General features: G+C 55.8%; 17 protein-coding genes and 1 tRNA gene. 4 read left to right on the top strand and 14 right to left on the bottom strand.

Features of this window, described 5'->3' with window-relative positions; genetic code table 11:
• The first annotated feature begins 74 nt into the window (after window positions 1-74).
• A complete protein-coding gene (fadL, locus tag G6041_RS01120) occupies window positions 75-1,436 on the top strand; it encodes a long-chain fatty acid transporter FadL (protein WP_032976169.1) in 1,362 nt (453 codons plus the stop codon).
• Window positions 1,437-1,561: 125 nt separating this feature from the next.
• Here fadL and mlaA read toward each other — a convergent pair whose 3' ends face one another.
• The 10 genes from mlaA to ccmA are packed head-to-tail and all read right to left on the bottom strand — an operon-like array spanning window position 1,562 to window position 9,203.
• Window positions 1,562-2,317, bottom strand: a complete 756-nt coding sequence (gene mlaA, locus G6041_RS01115) for a phospholipid-binding lipoprotein MlaA (RefSeq protein WP_004387036.1) — start codon at window positions 2,315-2,317, stop codon at window positions 1,562-1,564.
• A 23-nt stretch (window positions 2,318-2,340) separates the two neighbouring features.
• On the bottom strand, window positions 2,341-3,540 hold the full coding sequence (ccmI, locus tag G6041_RS01110) for a c-type cytochrome biogenesis protein CcmI (protein WP_012124130.1): 1,200 nt from the start codon (window positions 3,538-3,540) through the stop codon (window positions 2,341-2,343).
• Window positions 3,537-3,998: a cytochrome c-type biogenesis protein gene (locus G6041_RS01105; protein WP_012124129.1), complete on the bottom strand. Its 462-nt coding sequence runs from the start codon at window positions 3,996-3,998 to the stop codon at window positions 3,537-3,539. The genes ccmI and G6041_RS01105 overlap by 4 nt, the downstream gene beginning before the upstream one ends.
• Window positions 3,995-4,552, bottom strand: coding sequence for a DsbE family thiol:disulfide interchange protein (locus tag G6041_RS01100; protein WP_012124128.1), 558 nt, complete (start codon window positions 4,550-4,552; stop codon window positions 3,995-3,997). Before G6041_RS01100 ends, G6041_RS01105 begins: the two co-directional genes overlap by 4 nt.
• Window positions 4,549-6,498 (bottom strand): heme lyase CcmF/NrfE family subunit, encoded by a 1,950-nt coding sequence (locus G6041_RS01095; RefSeq protein WP_012124127.1) that lies wholly within the window; start codon window positions 6,496-6,498, stop codon window positions 4,549-4,551. The genes G6041_RS01100 and G6041_RS01095 overlap by 4 nt, the downstream gene beginning before the upstream one ends.
• Window positions 6,495-6,974, bottom strand: coding sequence for a cytochrome c maturation protein CcmE (gene ccmE, locus G6041_RS01090; protein ID WP_012124126.1), 480 nt, complete (start codon window positions 6,972-6,974; stop codon window positions 6,495-6,497). The genes G6041_RS01095 and ccmE overlap by 4 nt, the downstream gene beginning before the upstream one ends.
• Complete coding sequence (gene ccmD / locus G6041_RS01085; protein WP_012124125.1) at window positions 6,971-7,165, bottom strand: heme exporter protein CcmD; 195 nt, start codon at window positions 7,163-7,165, stop codon at window positions 6,971-6,973. Before ccmD ends, ccmE begins: the two co-directional genes overlap by 4 nt.
• Window positions 7,162-7,893, bottom strand: coding sequence for a heme ABC transporter permease (locus G6041_RS01080; protein WP_012124124.1), 732 nt, complete (start codon window positions 7,891-7,893; stop codon window positions 7,162-7,164). The genes ccmD and G6041_RS01080 overlap by 4 nt, the downstream gene beginning before the upstream one ends.
• 39 nt (window positions 7,894-7,932) lie before the next feature.
• Complete coding sequence (ccmB, locus tag G6041_RS01075; protein WP_012124123.1) at window positions 7,933-8,592, bottom strand: heme exporter protein CcmB; 660 nt, start codon at window positions 8,590-8,592, stop codon at window positions 7,933-7,935.
• Window positions 8,589-9,203 (bottom strand): cytochrome c biogenesis heme-transporting ATPase CcmA, encoded by a 615-nt coding sequence (gene ccmA / locus G6041_RS01070; protein WP_012124122.1) that lies wholly within the window; start codon window positions 9,201-9,203, stop codon window positions 8,589-8,591. Before ccmA ends, ccmB begins: the two co-directional genes overlap by 4 nt.
• A gap of 196 nt (window positions 9,204-9,399) precedes the next feature.
• Between ccmA and G6041_RS01065 the strand changes: the two genes are divergently transcribed.
• The 3 genes from G6041_RS01065 (at window position 9,400) to G6041_RS01055 (ending at window position 11,828) form a co-directional block, all read left to right on the top strand.
• A complete protein-coding gene (locus G6041_RS01065) occupies window positions 9,400-10,350 on the top strand; it encodes a formate/nitrite transporter family protein (protein WP_012124120.1) in 951 nt (316 codons plus the stop codon).
• A gap of 76 nt (window positions 10,351-10,426) precedes the next feature.
• A tRNA-Arg gene (locus G6041_RS01060) sits at window positions 10,427-10,501 on the top strand.
• A gap of 160 nt (window positions 10,502-10,661) precedes the next feature.
• A complete protein-coding gene (locus G6041_RS01055) occupies window positions 10,662-11,828 on the top strand; it encodes a tyrosine-type recombinase/integrase (protein ID WP_085371743.1) in 1,167 nt (388 codons plus the stop codon).
• Here the strand turns inward: G6041_RS01055 and G6041_RS01050 are convergent.
• The 4 genes from G6041_RS01050 to G6041_RS01035 form a co-directional block, all read right to left on the bottom strand.
• Window positions 11,825-12,532, bottom strand: a complete 708-nt coding sequence (locus G6041_RS01050) for a retron Ec48 family effector membrane protein (protein WP_085371742.1) — start codon at window positions 12,530-12,532, stop codon at window positions 11,825-11,827. The genes G6041_RS01055 and G6041_RS01050 overlap by 4 nt on opposite strands.
• Window positions 12,519-13,706 carry a reverse transcriptase family protein gene (locus G6041_RS01045; RefSeq protein ID WP_085371741.1) on the bottom strand — a complete coding sequence of 396 codons (1,188 nt, stop codon included), beginning with the start codon at window positions 13,704-13,706 and terminating at the stop codon, window positions 12,519-12,521. Before G6041_RS01045 ends, G6041_RS01050 begins: the two co-directional genes overlap by 14 nt.
• Window positions 13,707-14,479: 773 nt before the next feature.
• Window positions 14,480-14,752 carry an ogr/Delta-like zinc finger family protein gene (locus G6041_RS01040; protein ID WP_012125597.1) on the bottom strand — a complete coding sequence of 91 codons (273 nt, stop codon included), beginning with the start codon at window positions 14,750-14,752 and terminating at the stop codon, window positions 14,480-14,482.
• Window positions 14,753-15,032: 280 nt separating this feature from the next.
• A partial coding sequence (locus G6041_RS01035) for a DUF927 domain-containing protein (protein ID WP_166498053.1) occupies window positions 15,033-16,669 on the bottom strand: 1,637 nt, incomplete at its 5' end.

The raw sequence follows: 16,669 nt of genomic DNA, 5'->3' as shown, positions 1-16,669 counted from the left end.
AGACCCTACACTCCGCGCTCCTGTTACGTCACGTAACATTATTTGAATAAAAATAAATGGATGAGGTTATGGTCATGCGCCAGAAAACCCTGTTTACCAAATCTGCTTTAGCAGTCGCAGTGGCAATCGTGTCTTCTCAGGCCTGGTCCGCAGGTTTCCAGTTAAACGAATTCTCTGCCTCCGGTCTGGGCCGCGCCTATTCCGGGGAAGGCGCTATTGCGGATGACGCGGGCAACGTCAGCCGTAACCCGGCGCTGATTACCATGTTCGATCGCCCGACATTCTCCGGCGGCGCGATTTTCGTCGACCCGGATGTGAATGTGTCTGGCCGTTCCCCGACGGGACGTAGCCTTAACGCCGATAACATCGCGCCGACCGCCTGGGTGCCGAACCTGCACTTTGTCGCGCCGATCAACGAGCAGTTTGGCTGGGGGGCGTCCGTCACCTCCAACTACGGCCTCGCCACCGAATATAGCAACAGCTATGCCGCAGGTTCTGTCGGCGGTAAAACCGATCTCGAAACGCTGAACCTGAACCTCAGCGGCGCGTATCGTCTCGATAACCACTGGAGCTTCGGCCTGGGCTTCGACGCCGTGTATGCGCGCGCCAAGATCGAGCGTTACGCGGGCGATCTGCCGCAAATCATCGCAGGCGGCTTACCGGGACTCGTGCAGTCCGGCAAGATCGATCCGCAGACTGCGGCACAGCTTGGCGCGGCTGCAGGCGGCATCAACAGCGACACCCAGATTGCGCACCTGAAGGGTGACGAGTGGGGCTTTGGCTGGAATGCCGGTATCCTGTATGAACTGGATAAGAACAACCGCTACTCGCTGACCTACCGCTCTGAAGTGAAAATCGACTTCGACGGCGACTATAAGAGCAGCCTGCCGGCAGCCCTTAACCCTGTTAACGCCGCGCTGGGCCTCGGCCTGCCTTACGGCACGGGTGGCAGAACCACCGGCGGCTCGTTGACCCTGAACCTGCCTGAAATGTGGGAAGTGTCTGGTTATAACCGTATCGCGCCGCAGTGGGCGATTCACTACAGCCTGACCTACACCAGCTGGAGCCAGTTCCAGGAGCTGAAAGCGACCAACAGCAACGGCGACACCCTGTTTAAGAAAGAAGAGAAATATAAAGACGCGTACCGCATCGCCCTCGGCACCACCTATTATATGGACGACAACTGGACCTTCCGTACCGGTATCGCCTTTGATGACAGCCCGGTGCCAGAGCAGCAGCGCTCTATTTCCATTCCTGACCAGGACCGTCTGTGGCTGAGCGCCGGTACCACTTACGCCTTCAATGAAGACGCCTCTGTCGATGCCGGTGTGTCTTACATGCACGGCCAGCACGTGGAATTCACCGAAGGCCCGTACACCTTCAAATCTGAAGGTAAAGCGTGGCTATATGGCGTGAACTTTAACTACCGTTTCTGATTGCTCTGTCACGACAAAGGCGAGCTGCGGCTCGCCTTTTTTATTGCGCCTTATCGTTCGGAAATAAAAAAGCGAGCCTCGGCCCGCTTTTTTTATTTACCTTAAGAATGATCGCATCCGGCGTTTTATTCCGAATCGATATCCTTGAGATCGCCTTCGATCGCCTGCGCGTTCGGGTTTTCATTTGGCTTAAGCTTACCGCCGTTGGCGATAAAGTCGTGACGCTGGAAATAGGCCTCACGCACCAGAATGTAAGGATCGGAAGACTGGCGCAGCAGGCCGTCGGAATCGAGCAGTTGCGCGCGGGTCTCCACGCCTTCCACCGCCCATTTGCCGAGCGACAGCGGCCAGGTCAGCCAGGAGAGCACCGGATAAGTGGTGTCCGCCATATCGCCGACATCTTCACGCAGCGTGAAGCTGCCATAGAACGGCAACTGCACATACGGCCCGTAACCGACGCCATAGGTGCCGAGCGTGCTGCCGAAACGGTGCGGCTCTTCGCGCTGCAGTTTCGGGTTCGCCATACCGGCCACGTCGATGAAACCGCCCATCCCCAGCAGGGTGTTCAGGAAGAAACGGGTAAAGTGCACCATCCCCTGGTAGGGGTCGCCCTGCAGAAATTTATTAAGCATTGAGGCGGGTTCTTCAAGGTTGCTGGTGAAGTTGCCCAGCCCGTTGCGCGCCGGTTGTGGCACGTAGTCGCGCCAGGCGACAGCCACCGGGCGCAGCACATAAGGGTCCACCACGTCATAGTTAAAAGTAAACATGGTGCGGTTGAACCCTTCAAAGGGGTCGGAACGCCCTTGCTGCGGCTCTGACGAACTGGCGCAGCCCACTAAAAGCGTGGCCGCCAGCGCAAGCCCGGTAAGGCGAAAGTTCATAGCAGTCTCCCTGTAAATGGTAACTAACCCGCTCCTGATGGCGAAGGTGCGACCAGGACGTCCACCGGCGCTGCCGGGTTGAGCGTGGTGAAGCGGCGCTCGCCTGTCCAGTCTCCGGGTTGTACGGCCGCGTTGCCGTCCCGGGAAATATGCACCTTCACAATGCCCTGCGTGACGTGTTCAAGCCCCCTGTCCGGGAGCATCGCGTCAGCGTCATCAAGCGTAATTGTCAGCGGAAAATGACCCAGCGGCAATTTTTTCACCAACACCGGTACGTTTGATGCGCCATCCGTCACGCTGATAAAGAGTATCCCTTTATCCGGCAAGGCTTTTTTCGAAACGGGTGAGAGCGTGATTTTAACAGCCAGTCTCGCGTTGTCCATGCCGCTGTCCACGCGCGCCTGCGCAATGCCGCGCACGACCGCCGCACGGCGCGCATCGCCCGGCGGCAGGCGCGTCAGCATCGACTGCCAGATGGCAATCGCCTCCGTATAGCGCTGCTGGCGAAACGCGCTGAAGGCAAGCAGCCCCTGCGCGCGCAGATTATCAGGTGCCTGCGCCGAGACGTCTTTTAGCATTTGCTCGCCGAGGCGGTTATCGTCCGGCTGCGGCGAGCGCGCCAGCACTTCAGCATAGTCGAGCCGCGCTTCGATGCTTTGCGAATTGAGCTGCCAGGCGCGTTTAAACGCTTCTGTAGCGGTATCAGCATTATTGAGCACCATACCGATGCGCCCGAGCATCGCCCAGCCCGCGCCATTATGCGGGTCGTCCTGCAAACGCGTGCGCAGCCCAAGCCCGAGGCGCGTCAGCTCCTCCACCGTGAGCGGTGTTGCGTGCGGATCCATCACGCGCGCCACCAGTGAGGGTGTCTCGCGCACCGCCGCCTGCCAGTCATTCACCTGTTTAAGGCTATGCGTCGCCATGAACAGCCCGCCGCTCACCGCCACGACCAGCAGCACGCCCGCCAGCAACACACCATTACCCCTGTGACTCGTTTTCTGCCCGCGCGGCTCGGGAATATCCGCCAGCAGGCTGTATTGTAATTCCACCACCAGCGCCTGACGAGCCTCGGGCGGCTCCTCGTCAAGCTCCCGCAGGCGCGAGTAATAGAGTGTGCGGTTCAGCGCATCGCGGCTGACCGCGCCCCGCTCGCGCCACGGCCAGAAGACCAGCGCCGCAACGCCCACCAGCAGGACGACGATAACCATAATTAACGCGCTCACGGGCGTTTTCCTTCTTCATTCAGTAGCGCGCGCAGCCGCTCCTGTTCGTCTTCGTCAAGCGCGAGCGGCTCCCGTCGGATGCGACGCGCGCGGATCACCAGCACGGCAACGCCGCCTGCCGCAAAGAGCGCGGGCAGCAGCCAGAGCAGTATCGTGCCGGGCGTAACGGGCGGATCGTAGGTCACGAAATTTCCGTAGCGCGCCACCATATACGCCACAATCTGCTCGCGGCTCTGCCCCTGCTGCATCAGCTCATAGACTTTCTGGCGCATATCGGCCGCGATCATCGAACCGGAATCAGCGATGCTGTTGTTCTGGCATTTCGGGCAGCGCAGCGCGCTGGTCAGCTCGCGGAACTGCTGCTCCTGCGCCTCGTTCTGAAAAGGGTACGCCTCGATGGCGGCAGAAACATGACACGCCAGCAGCAGGCCAGCCAGCAGGCTTAACAAACATTTCACGGCTCGACCTCCTGATTCAGCGCATCCCACAGCGGTTTGACGTCCTGACGCCACACCTCGTCATTCAGATCGCCCGCGTGGCGATAGCGAATCACGCCGCGCCCGTCGATAACAAACGTCTCCGGCGCGCCATAAACGCCCAGATCCAGCCCCAGCATCCCGCTGCCGTCAAACAGGCTCAGCGCGTAAGGGTTGCCGAGCGTATTGAGCCAGGCCACGGCTTTAGCGCGATCGTCTTTATAGTTAAGCCCGACGATCCGCACGCCCTTTGCGGCCAGGCCGTTGAGAAACTGATGTTCGGCGCGGCACGTCGGGCACCAGGTCGCCCAGACGTTAAGCAGCAGCGGTTTGCCGTTCAGGAGAGCGGCGCGATCGTAGGTCACGTTCGGGTCATCAAGCGCGGCGAGCCGGAACGCGGGTAGCGGTTTGCCCACCAGCGTGGATTCGAGCTGAGACGGATCGTCCCCCGCCGCGTTGCGCGTCAGCTGCCAGAACAGCACGGCGGCGAGCAGCAGAAACAGCGCCAGCGGGAGAAGTAAAATACGGCGTCTCATGCGGCCTCCTGAATTTTTCTCAACCGGTAACGCGGGTCGAGCAGACAAAGCAGCCCGCCGAACGCCATCAGCAGCCCGCCGTACCAGATCCAGCGGACAAACGGTTTGTAATAGAGCCGCACCGCCCAGCTACCGTCATCGAGTTCTTCACCGAGCGCCGCGTAGAGATCGCGCGTCAGCCCGCCGTCGATGGCGGCTTCGGTCATCACCACGCGGTTGCTGTTATAGGCGCGTTTTTCGGCGCGCAGCGTCGCCTCGGGTTTACCGTCGCGCAGCACATCGATAATCCCGACCGCACCGCGCCAGTTTGGCCCCTGCGCGTCGCGCACTTCGCGAAACACAAAACGGTAATGATGAATATCAACGCTGTCGCCCGCCGTCATGCGCACATCGCGCTCCACGCTGTAGTTCTGGCTGAACGCGATCCCGATAACCGTTACCGCAAGCCCCACGTGCCCGAGCGTCATGCCCCACTGGCTGCGGCTTAATTTCCCCAGCCCGCGCCACAGGCCGTGGCGGTGCGTGGCGCGCTCAAGCAGCTCCATCAGCGTTAACACCAGCACCCAGACCGCCATAATCAGCCCGGCGACCGTCATCGCGTTAATGCTGTCCTGCAAAAGCCAGGGCAGCATCAGCGAGGTCGCGAGCGTAACGACCAGCGCCACCAGCAGGCGACGGCGCAGCTTTTGCGGCTCATCGCGCCGCCAGCGCACCAGCGGCCCGACGCCGAGCAGCAGCGCGAACGGCACTATCAGCGCGCTGAACAGCACATTGAAAAACGGCGCGCCGACGGAAATCGACCCCAGCCCCAGCGCCTTATGCACCAGCGGCAGCAGCGTGCCGAGCAGCACCACCAGCATGGCGGTGATAAGCAGAATATTGTTGCCGAGCAGAAAACTTTCACGCGACCAGAGCGCATTGCCCACCCGCGCCCTGACGCTGCCGCCTTTCACGGCATAGAGCAGCAGCGAACCGCCGATGACAATCACCAGCAGCGCCAGAATAAACATGCCGCGCGCCGGATCGGAGGCGAACGCGTGCACGGAGACCAGCACGCCGGAGCGCACCAGGAACGTGCCGAGCAGACAGAGCGAAAACGCGGTGATGGCGAGCAGCACTGTCCAGGCGCGGAAGCTGCCGCGCTTTTCCGTCACCGCCAGCGAGTGCATCAGCGCGGTGCCCGCGAGCCACGGCATCAGCGAGGCGTTTTCGACCGGGTCCCAGAACCACCAGCCGCCCCAGCCGAGTTCGTAATAGGCCCAGGCGGAGCCAAGCACAATGCCGATGGTCAGAAACATCCACGCCGCCTGCGTCCAGGGGCGCGACCAGCGCGCCCAGGCGGTGTCGAGCCGCCCGGTTAAAAGCGACGCCACCGCAAAGGCGAACGCGACCGAAAACCCGACATACCCCATATACAGCAGCGGCGGATGGAAAATCAGCCCGATATCCTGCAGCAGCGGGTTGAGATCGCGCCCTTCAATCGGGTATTCCGGCAGTGTGCGCGTGAAGGGGTTTGAGGTCAGCAGAATAAACAGCAGGAAGCAGAAATTAATCCCGCCCATCACCGACAGCACGCGGGCGATCGCCTCCTGCGGCATGGCGCGGCTGAACATCGCGACCGCCAGCGTCCACGCGCCCATCAGCAGCACCCAAAGCAATAGTGAGCCTTCGTGCGCGCCCCAGGTCGCGGCCACGCGATACCAGACCGGGAGCTCGGTGTTGGAGTTACTCGCCACATAGAGCACCGTGAAATCGTTCACCACAAAGGCATGCACGAGGATAAGAAACGCGCTTATCAGGCAGGCGAAAAGCGCGCAGGCGAGCGGGCGCGCCAGCGCCATCAGCCGCGGTGCCTGACGCATCGCGCCCCACTGCGGCCAGAGCGTGAGCAGCAGCGCGAGACCTGCGGCGAGGCACAGCAAGAAATTCCCGATTTCCGGCATCATGGGCGGTTGTCCTTATACGCCTGCGGCGGACGCGTGTGGTTGGCATCCATCGCCGCTTTCACCTCCGGTGGCGTGTAATTTTCGTCATGCTTCGCCAGCACTTCGCGGGCGTGAATACGCTGATCGTCGCCCAGCACGCCCTGCGCCACCACGCCCTGCCCTTCACGAAACAGATCGGGCAGAATGCCGTCGTAATCCACATCGACCACACCGCGTGCGTCATAGAGACGAAAGCTCACCTTCAGGCTCCGGCTGTCGCGCTTCACGCTCCCTGGCATCACCATGCCGCCGACGCGCAGCCGCTGGCCCGGTTCTGGTTTCTCCTGCGCGGCACCTTTGCCGTAGAGAATTTCACCCGGCGTATAGAAGAGATCGATATTGGCGCGCAGCGCGTAGAGCACCAGCGCCATCGTCAGCCCGAGGCCCGCCAGCACCGTAAGCGCGACCCACAGGCGCGTTTTACGACGCGGGTTCATCGCGACACCCCCGCGCCCTGACGTCGACGCTCGCGCGCCTGACGTTTCGCGATATCCCGGCGCAGCGCATGGCGCGCCAGACGCGTATGCGCTATCAGCAGTGCCAGCGGAATCACCGTCATCGCCACCGCCAGCCAGACGTAAAAGGCGTAGCCGCCCATCAGGAAAAATGTGGTTAACGCGGCGGTCATGATTTTTTCTCCAGCACCGCGGCCACCCACGGGCGATGGCGCTCCTGAAGCAACAACAGGTTGCCGAGGCGCATCAGCGTGAGCGTCATAAACAGGCACAGAAAACCGGCGATATTCCAGCGCAGCGGCGCGCGCATGCTCGGGTCGATGCTCTGCTGCATATTGGTGGAGCCCTGATGCAGCGTGTTCCACCACTCCACCGAGTAGTGGATGATGGGCAGATTCACCACGCCCACCAGCACCAGTATGCCCGCGGCGCGGCCCGCGAGGCGGCGGTCGTCAAAGGCGTGCCAGAGCGCGATGACGCCCGCGTATAAAAACAGCAGCACCAGCTCGGAAGTGAGCCGCGCATCCCAGATCCACCAGGTGCCCCACATCGGTTTCCCCCAGGCGGAGCCGGTTGTCAGCGCGATAAAGGTGTAGACCGCGCCCACCGGGGCCATCGCCATCACGGCCAGGTCGGCCGCCCGGTTCTGCCACACCAGCCCGATAAACGCCGCGACCGCCATTGAGGCGTAAATGCCCATCGAGCCCATCGCCGCCGGAACGTGCAGATACATGATGCGGTAGCTGTCTCCCTGCTGGTAATCGGGCGGCGCAAAAACAAAACCCCAGATACAGCCCGTCGCGAGCATCACGGCGCCCGGCCACGCGAACCACGGCGTGAGCCGCTGGCAGAGGCCGTAAAGCCGTTCAGGCCGCGCCCAGGGGTGTAAGAATTTCCACATGCTATTGCTCACATAAAATTATCGCCCGCGAAACCGGGCCTACTGAATAGTGATACGCAGCGCCGCCGCCGTCGCGAACGGCATTAGCGTGACGCTTGCTGTTAAAAACGCGCCGGAGAGCGCGAAAAACCCGCCGACCGGCAACTGCATCACGGCGGCATCCACCGCGGCGGTGGAGAAAATCAGCAGCGGGATCGCAAGCGGCAAAATAATCAGGCTCAACAGGATGCCGCCGCGGCGCAGCCCGGCCGTCAGCGCCGCGCCCAGCGCGCCGAGAAAGCTCAGCGTCGGCGTGCCAAGCAACAGCGTCAGCATTAGCGTCAGCGTCGCATGGCCGTTCAGTCCCATCAGCAGCGCCGCCAGCGGCGAGAGCACGACCAGCGGCAGCCCGGTCGCCACCCAGTGAGCGGTCACTTTCGCGATAACCACCACAGGCAGCGGCGTTGGCACCAGCATGAGCTGTTCGAGCGCGCCGTCGCGCGCGTCGTCGCGAAACAGCCGGTCCATCGCCAGCAGCGAGGCGAGCAGCGCCGCCACCCACACCACGCCTGGCGCGATGCGCGCGAGCAGCTGCGGCTCCGGGCCTGCGCCAAGCGCGAACAGGACAATCACCACCAGAAAAAACCACAGCGGGTTGAGGAGCTCAGCCTGGTGACGCGCGGCGAGACGCAGCTCGCGGCGGATAATGCGGCCCATCATGCGGCGGGCTCCGGCGTCAGGGTTAATGTGCGGTGGGCACCAGTAAGCGCCAGCGGTTGGTGAGTGGTGACTATCACCGTGCCGCCGCGTGCCGCGTGCGCCTCAAGACGCCTCGTCAGCGTCGCCACGCCTGCGGCATCAAGCGCCGTCAACGGTTCATCCAGTACCCACAGTGATGCTTCGCTAAGCCACAATCTTGCCAGCGCTACGCGGCGCTGCTGGCCTGCTGAGAGTTGTTCAACCGGGAGATCTTCATACCCGCCAAGCCCGATGGCGGCAAGCGCCTGCCAGCGCGTCTCGCGCCGGGTCAGTGGGTGATAAAACGCGAGATTTTCATCGGCGGTAAGCGCCGCTTTGATACCCGGCAGATGGCCGAGCCACAGCAATTCCTGATGAAAGGCAGAGCGCTGATGCGCCAGCGGTTCGCCGCGCCAGTACACCTCGCCCTCTTCCGGGCGCGCCAGCCCGATCAGCAGGCGCAACAGCGAGGTTTTCCCGGCCCCATTCGCGCCGGTCAGGTGCACAATCTCGCCCCGCGACACGCGAAACGAGAGCGCGCGAAATAGCAACCGCTCGTCGCGCAGGCAGGCAAGATTCCGGGCTTCTAACATGGGACAGCTCCTTTCAGGCGAGTCGGGAATAGTACCACAGGGCAATGGCGCGGCCACCCCGCGGACTGTGCAGGCGGCGAAACCCTGCGCGATGCCTCGCAAAATATTCATCACGCAGGGGAATTATCTGTTTTTCCTGATAATACCCGCCGACGCGCTACGCTTAATGCATTCCCTTATTTGACTGGAGTACATAATGAGCAAACCTGGCGAGGAAAAAATCGGCGAGGCGGATGAGCTGGAAGTCGAAAGTGAAGAAAAAGAGAGCGGAGAAGAAATAGAAGTGGATGAAGAGGAACTGCCGTCGCGCGCGATGGCCATCCACGAGCACATCCGCCAGGACGGCGAGAAAGAGATGGAGCGCGACGCGATGGCGCTGTTCTGGTCGGCCATCGCCGCCGGGCTGTCGATGGGCGCGTCGCTGCTGGCCAAAGGTATTTTCCACGTCCACCTGGAAGGCATTCCTGGCGGATTTTTGCTGGAAAGCCTCGGCTACACCTTTGGCTTTATCATCGTCATCATGGCGCGCCAGCAGCTCTTTACCGAGAATACCGTCACGGCGGTGCTGCCGGTGATGCAGAACCCGACCGGCACCAATATGCGGCTGTTGCTGCGGCTCTGGGGCGTGGTGCTGCTCGGTAATATCATCGGCACCGGCCTCGCGGCGCTGGCGTTTGAGTTTATGCCGATTTTTGACGAGGCAACGCGCGACGCGTTTGTGACCATCGGCATGGAAGTCATGCACAACACGCCAGGGGAAATGTTCGCGAACGCGATTATCTCCGGCTGGATCATCGCGACGATGGTGTGGATGTTCCCGTCTGCGGGTGCTGCGAAGATCGTGGTGATTATCCTTATGACCTGGCTTATCGCGCTCGGCAACACAACGCATATCGTGGTCGGCACCGTCGAGATCCTCTATCTCGTGTTTAACGGCACCATTCACTGGAGCGAATTCTTCTGGCCGTTCGCCCTGCCGACGCTTGCGGGCAACATCATCGGCGGTACGTTTATCTTCGCGCTGTTAAGCCATGCGCAGATCCGTAACGACATGAGCAATAAGAAGAAATCGGAAGAAAAAGCGCGCCTGAAAAAGGAAAAGGCAGCGCGTGAAAACGAAACCGGGCGCGGTTCACAAAAACGCTGACGGTGGCGATTGTTTAACCGAACAGGCGGCTAAGCCCTTAACGGCGGTGTAAAAATCGGTATACTGACGCCGCCTCGTCCCCTTAGTTAAATGGATATAACGAGCCCCTCCTAAGGGCTAGTTGCAGGTTCGATTCCTGCAGGGGACGCCATTACCAAACCTCAAATAGTCCAACAAATTCCATAATTCATTAAGAATTAAACAAAATCCCTAAAAACCACGTCTAGCTGGGTTCTATATTTTCTAATGGAATCTATACGCACTTGCGTATAGGATTGTGTATAACCCGGTTCGATCTTTTTTCTATACACATGCTGCTCTCAGACCTCCAAATTAAACGTGCCAAACCTAAAGAAAAATCCTATACCCTTAATGACGGGATGGGGTTGTCACTGCTTATAGATACAACTGGCAGTAAGGGCTGGCGCTTTCGTTACCGTTTCGCCGGTAAACCAAAGATGATTTCGTTTGGTGTATATGGTGAGGTATCACTCGCTGAAGCACGGCAAAAGCGCGATGAATGCCGATCTATGCTGGCGAAGGGTATTAACCCCAGCGAAGCCCGCAAAGCAGAAAAAATCGCGCTGCAATTCGCCCATGAAAACAGCTTTGAGGCTGTCGCTAAAGAGTGGCATTCGTCAAAAACGGCCACATGGTCGCACGGGTACGCAAAAGAGGTTCTGAGTTGCCTTGAGAAGGATATTTTCCCCTATATCGGCCAGCGTCCCATTGAACAAATCGAACCTCTAGAACTATTAACAGTCCTGCAAAAAATTGAGAAACGAGGGGCACTTGAGCAGACCAGCAAAATCCGTCGCCGTTGCGGCGAAGTGCTGCGTTACGCCGTTGCTACTGGCAGGGCAAAATACAATTTTGCTCCCGATCTGGCTATCGCACTCAGCAGACCTAAAACTCAACACTTCCCGTTCCTGACTGAAAGCGAGTTGCCCGAGTTCGTCAATGCTCTGGATAACTATCAGGGCAGTTTAGTCACCAAATACGCCACGCAGCTGTTGATGCTAACAGGCGTGCGAACAATTGAACTACGCGCAGCGGAATGGGCTGAGTTTGATTTAGATAATGCCTTATGGGAGATCCCCAAAGAACGGATGAAGAAACGCCGCCCCCATCTGGTTCCGTTATCTACTCAAGCGATCAGCATATTGAAAAAGCTGCAAGAAATAACTGGGAATTACAGCCTCGTTTTCCCTGGGCGAAACGACGTCAGGAAACCAATGAGCGAAGCCAGTATCAACAAAGTGATAAAGCTGCTTGGCTATCATGGTCGGTTAACGGGTCACGGCTTCAGGCATACCATGAGTACTATTTTGCATGAACATGGTTTTGAAAGCGCCTGGATTGAAATGCAACTTGCGCATGTTGATAAGAACTCCATTCGAGGCACATACAACCATGCTCAATACCTTATACAAAGGGCAAGTATGCTTCAATGGTATGCTGACCATATACTAATCTAAATATATTTCCTTTCTAACATGCAAAGAACAGGATAGCCGTCGATAAACGTTCTATTAACTGAGTCGATTAGACTTAACACTTCACACTCTATTTCGACAAATAAATTCTTGGGTCCATTATTTATTTTCATTCCTATTTTTGATGTTGCATCAATTATTTTTCTCTGATGAGTCTGGTATTTATAATTACCATTCAACGATGATATATTATAATTAGCTTCCTCAATCACAGATTTAATACCATTGAGAAAAGTCAAATATTCAGCGCTATAATTAAGATCTCCCTTCTTTGATCTAGGAAAAATCACATTATACCAAGCATAAACGTCTATTGTATCAGGATATATTTTCTTTCGCTTTGCAATTTCTGTATTTACAAAATCTCTAAACATAGAGAAATGTGCTATATGATTTGTTATATTACTATTATCAATCCCTGAACGATAAGTTCTTAAAGCAACAATCACCCCACCAATAGTTGCAACCAAGGCAATAAACCATCCAAAAGCTTGAGCTAATGCAATCACCCCTTTTATCTTTTCAGAAAAATGGTCTATACATTTACTTTGTATGCACAGATCCAATTTATACATATCCTGAGATATAATAGTTGAGGTTAATGAAAAAAATAAAACAAAAATAAAAACAAAAGAAATAATCGCTATAAAGAAAATAAAATATTTCATTCCATTATCTTTGGACATTCGGCTTAATCCTGTTCAGTCGCTTACGTAAATCCTTCACTACTTCGTAAAAAGACGAACTTCTGTTTATCAAAGATAAGAGATGGCTAACAAGTTGATATCGACGAAAGTAAATATCACTAGTATTATAACCTTTAGCATGTAATTTCTCGAGTTTTACTAACTTACCTTTGCAATCAACAACATCTTTATATGATGGCATAGGCCGTATTAATTTTATTTTAGACATAAAAACAAGATGTTTTTCATGTCCAACTCGGCCTAATTTGTTAATCCTCCCCATACATCTGTTGAATTCAATCCTATATGCCAAACTTGTTTTATTATTATTTTTTGATGCATTAGCAATTAAGTTATGCAAAGAAGCTCGTATTTTTTTTACTTCATCTGACGGTAATCTAGGTTTACTATGATCTATTCTTAATCCATGAACAACAAGAGGCTTAGTTGAGGTAATAAACACACCTGACTTTTCTATATTTATCGGCAAATCTTTTTTAGCCAACATATCTTCAATATGCTTTCTAATTTGTGAGAAATCAAAATCATGGATTTTTGATGATACTGTTATATCATCAACCAAACGTGTATAGACAAGTTTTTTACGCTTAGCTCTTGCATATATACCAGCTTCGACATCATGCAAACATAACGACGCTATATAGCTAGATGTTAAGGCACCTTGCACAATGAAATCACCAGCACAACAAACATCTACTATATAATCTAAAGCATCGTTTTTGATATTCAGAACTTTATCAAAAACATCTCTTACGATATCTTGATGGATGTTATCGAAAAAATCCTTAATATCAATTTTCAGAATTGATTTAGCGGCACAATGCTGGCTAGCACATGTAATATAATCTCTTTTTATAGATTCATCGTCATTATCACACGGCACTGAACCATATAAATAAACAGGCCAAATCACAAGAGGCCGAAAAATACGAGAGTTAATTCTTCGCTGCAATCTCTTTAATTTAAAATGAGGTCTATAGACCGTTCTCATAGTCCCATCTATTTTTGGTTTTTCGAGTTTTACATAGCGTTTTTCTAATGGGATAGCTCTGATCTCTTCAAGTTCTTCGATGGAAAAACCCAAAGTCTGAGAAAGCTTTATCAACGATGGAATCGCAGATTCAGTTGTTTTTATTGGTCTATCAGAAGACATGCTAATATCTCATGGCAAAGTTACTTACGGTCTCCCCATAATCAAGGGTGCAGAAAAACAGAGATGCCTACACCAAAAGTTGCTAGCAACAGCCTCTGTTCTCTACGACCGTAAGTAATGCCCGACAGCTACGGCGCCAGCCGTCGTTGGCGGCGGTGGGGCCTCGGATCGAGTCTGGATAACCAGACGCCCCCTAGGGGGCAAAAGCTAGCAAATTATTAACTTGGTTGCAGCATTCAAAGCGAAACGCTTGAGCTGAAAAAACCTTACCAGTATTTTCCTTCAAATACAACAGACTGAAGATTAGATCGCGCAGATTTACCTTGCACAGATAGCCCACCTTCTAACCGTATTTACCGCCATTTCATATTTATCCATGCCTGGTACAAAAAAGTGTAAACGACCAAAATCGCACTACACCGCACCCGCCTGCGGGTTCTGGATCACATAATTTTTTCAGTTTCGAGTTGTTACAGACGGTATCGCCAGTCCGCGCCACTGCCGGGCTGGCGAGCCAGAAAGCAGACTGAAAAAGTTGAAAGAAATTTCACTGTTTTTCACTTTCGATTCTTTACCAAGCTGTGCGGCAGAGAGTTAACCCGCTGATTTTACAGTTTAAATTTAACTTTGCGTGACCTGCAGACTGGGATTTCAAGCAGATAATATTTTGCATGCGATTGATAATAAAAGGATTTTTTCAGGATGAAACTGAAAAAAACAGACACCCAAAACAGGGTGCCGGGCATGTTCGTCAGAATGCCCGGCAGTTGTTGTTAATGCTTTTCTTCGGCCTCCTGTAACAACGCCAGCGCCTTTTTGCGGTCATGCTCTCCCAGTGAGTCAATCAGCTCCTTTACCCGCCCCTGCCCGCTCAGCGCGCTGGGGCTGATGGTGTGTGAGAACGAGACATTCATTACAAAGGAGTGCCCGCATTCCATATTACTGCACTGGCAGTACACATCAGCCAGCTGGGGATGTTTGCGGTTAGTCTTGCGTATCTTTGCGTCTGCCAGACATACCGGGCAGGTCATTTTCATTATCCGCATGGTTATTCCTTTAAAAACAGGCCCGCCAGAAATAAGGCTCCCGACATGGCGCTTTCTGTCAGAGACGTGTAACAGTGGTAACACCGGTAACATCGTTGATATTAAAAGAGAAATCCCGTTACCACTGCGGTATTTACTGTGGTAACACGCGGTAACAGGCTGTTTTCTGTTACCAGTGTTACCACTCATGTTTTCTGACTGGTAACGGTCACACGCCGCATAAACACAGGCTGTTACCTCTGTTACCAGTGTTACCTCAGATAAATAAGACTCGCGCGATTTAAACCGGGTCCGCGCTCCCCAGTACCTGACTGTTAAACTGATACACCCGCTTGAGCCCTATCTCTGGCAGGCGGACGTTGGTCTGTGTACGCCCTTCGCTGCCCGCCTCCAGCCACCCGGCGGCCACGCACAGCCGCGCCACCTTACGGGCATCAAAACCCTTGCAGATTTCCTTCCAGCCGGACGGCAGCACATAAAAGGTGGTTACCGGCTCGCTGTCATTACCGCCCTTCTCCACCTTACGGAACCCCATCATGGATACAGGCCGGTTGCGCTCGTCATGCCAGTCGGCAAAGCGGCTGAACTGGTTGCGGGTCATGAAGTCGCACACCTGTTCCAGTGCGGCCTTATCCTCCTGATTGGCGGTATGGCCACGGTCAGCCATCCATGAGGCCAGACAACGCTCAGCGGCCCGGAAAGCCTCACCCTCCGGCCAGCCGGTGATACCGGCGCGGGTGGCAAGCTCCCCGGCCATTGCCACCAGGGCAAAGCGCGTGACTGCACGCCCGACCTGATTCCCCGCATCCTGCGGCGTCAGCCTGCGGGTAAACGCCTTCAGCATGGCCTTAGCCTCGCTGGTCACCTGCGGTAAATCCTGCGTCAGGTGATGCAGCCAGTCACGGAACGGCGCGCCGTGATGCAGCTTCACTGCCTGCTCAAGGTGCTCTGCCAGCGCCTTGCCGCCGCTGAAGCCATGCAGCTCCTCAAACACGCCGAATCTGCCCGAATCGCTGGGGATCTGGATCATCCTGACCTCAACACCGGCATAGGTGCGTTCTCCGGCATTTGCGGCGTGTTCAACCAGTGACAGCTCGCCGGTGGACAGAAACAGCAGGTTCCAGCGGTTGGTTTCCCGTACAGAACCGTCTGTTCTGGCGCGGGCCTTACCCTGCCCGTTCGCCAGCATATAGGCGATGTTACCGGCCTCCCGCCCGTCCACCTCACGGATTTCGTCAAGCATCAGCGTGGCGTCGTTGCGGCGGCTGGCCGTGCCTTCCAGCGCATTACCGGTGGCGCGCCACGTATGCCAGAAGTCGGTTCCCCCACAGACGGAAGCAGCCACCTTCATGGTGGTGGTTTTGCCGTCCGTGGATTCGCCCTTGAGGTGATAGCCGCCTCCGCTCATGCCCACCAGTTGCAGCAGCGGTGCGGCAAAAGCCAGGCTGACGGCAAAAGCCACCCGCGCGTTCCCCACGCAGTAGCGGCTTATCTGTTCGCGCCATTCGTCTGCGGTGCCGTTCACCCGGAAGTCACGACCCTGCACGCTGCTGGTCTGTAAAATCACAGACTGCGCGTCGCGGCCTATCACTTCGTCCTGAAGCACATAGACGCCACCGTGCCAGCCGGTTTTGTTCACGCAGGTCACTTTTCGGTCAGGTTTACACAGCGAGATATATTCCATCAGATGCGCACGCGCCATCCCGTTGATGTTGATATAGGAAAGCCCGTTAACCAGCAGCACGCGCCGCAGCTCTTCCCCGCTGCCGCCAAGCAGCTCCATCGGCATGGCCCATTTGCGGCTGTTGCCGTTGGTGTCCTCCCACTCCAGCAGGCGGCCATAATTACTGCCGTCAGCATCACTGGTAATGGCCGTCACACGCAGGGGGCTGCAAATTTTGATGTTGCGGATTTCCG

This window comes from Cronobacter sp. HA18003 (assembly GCF_011605905.1).
Classification (GTDB): domain Bacteria; phylum Pseudomonadota; class Gammaproteobacteria; order Enterobacterales; family Enterobacteriaceae; genus Cronobacter; species Cronobacter sakazakii.
The sequence above is the reverse complement of the archived record's forward strand: the minus strand, read 5'-3'. Positions and strand labels throughout refer to the sequence as shown.

What these genes read in the sequence shown, in the direction of transcription:
- fadL (WP_032976169.1), top strand. Translation starts at nt 75, where the DNA reads ATGCGCCAGAAAACCCTGTTTACCAAATCTGCTTTAGCAGTCGCAGTG.
- mlaA (WP_004387036.1), bottom strand. Translation starts at nt 2,317, where the DNA reads ATGAACTTTCGCCTTACCGGGCTTGCGCTGGCGGCCACGCTTTTAGTG.
- G6041_RS01100 (WP_012124128.1), bottom strand. Translation starts at nt 4,552, where the DNA reads ATGAGACGCCGTATTTTACTTCTCCCGCTGGCGCTGTTTCTGCTGCTC.
- G6041_RS01095 (WP_012124127.1), bottom strand. Translation starts at nt 6,498, where the DNA reads ATGATGCCGGAAATCGGGAATTTCTTGCTGTGCCTCGCCGCAGGTCTC.
- ccmE (WP_012124126.1), bottom strand. Translation starts at nt 6,974, where the DNA reads ATGAACCCGCGTCGTAAAACGCGCCTGTGGGTCGCGCTTACGGTGCTG.
- ccmD (WP_012124125.1), bottom strand. Translation starts at nt 7,165, where the DNA reads ATGACCGCCGCGTTAACCACATTTTTCCTGATGGGCGGCTACGCCTTT.
- G6041_RS01080 (WP_012124124.1), bottom strand. Translation starts at nt 7,893, where the DNA reads ATGTGGAAATTCTTACACCCCTGGGCGCGGCCTGAACGGCTTTACGGC.
- ccmB (WP_012124123.1), bottom strand. Translation starts at nt 8,592, where the DNA reads ATGATGGGCCGCATTATCCGCCGCGAGCTGCGTCTCGCCGCGCGTCAC.
- ccmA (WP_012124122.1), bottom strand. Translation starts at nt 9,203, where the DNA reads ATGTTAGAAGCCCGGAATCTTGCCTGCCTGCGCGACGAGCGGTTGCTA.
- G6041_RS01065 (WP_012124120.1), top strand. Translation starts at nt 9,400, where the DNA reads ATGAGCAAACCTGGCGAGGAAAAAATCGGCGAGGCGGATGAGCTGGAA.
- G6041_RS01055 (WP_085371743.1), top strand. Translation starts at nt 10,662, where the DNA reads ATGCTGCTCTCAGACCTCCAAATTAAACGTGCCAAACCTAAAGAAAAA.
- G6041_RS01050 (WP_085371742.1), bottom strand. Translation starts at nt 12,532, where the DNA reads ATGTCCAAAGATAATGGAATGAAATATTTTATTTTCTTTATAGCGATT.
- G6041_RS01045 (WP_085371741.1), bottom strand. Translation starts at nt 13,706, where the DNA reads ATGTCTTCTGATAGACCAATAAAAACAACTGAATCTGCGATTCCATCG.
- G6041_RS01040 (WP_012125597.1), bottom strand. Translation starts at nt 14,752, where the DNA reads ATGCGGATAATGAAAATGACCTGCCCGGTATGTCTGGCAGACGCAAAG.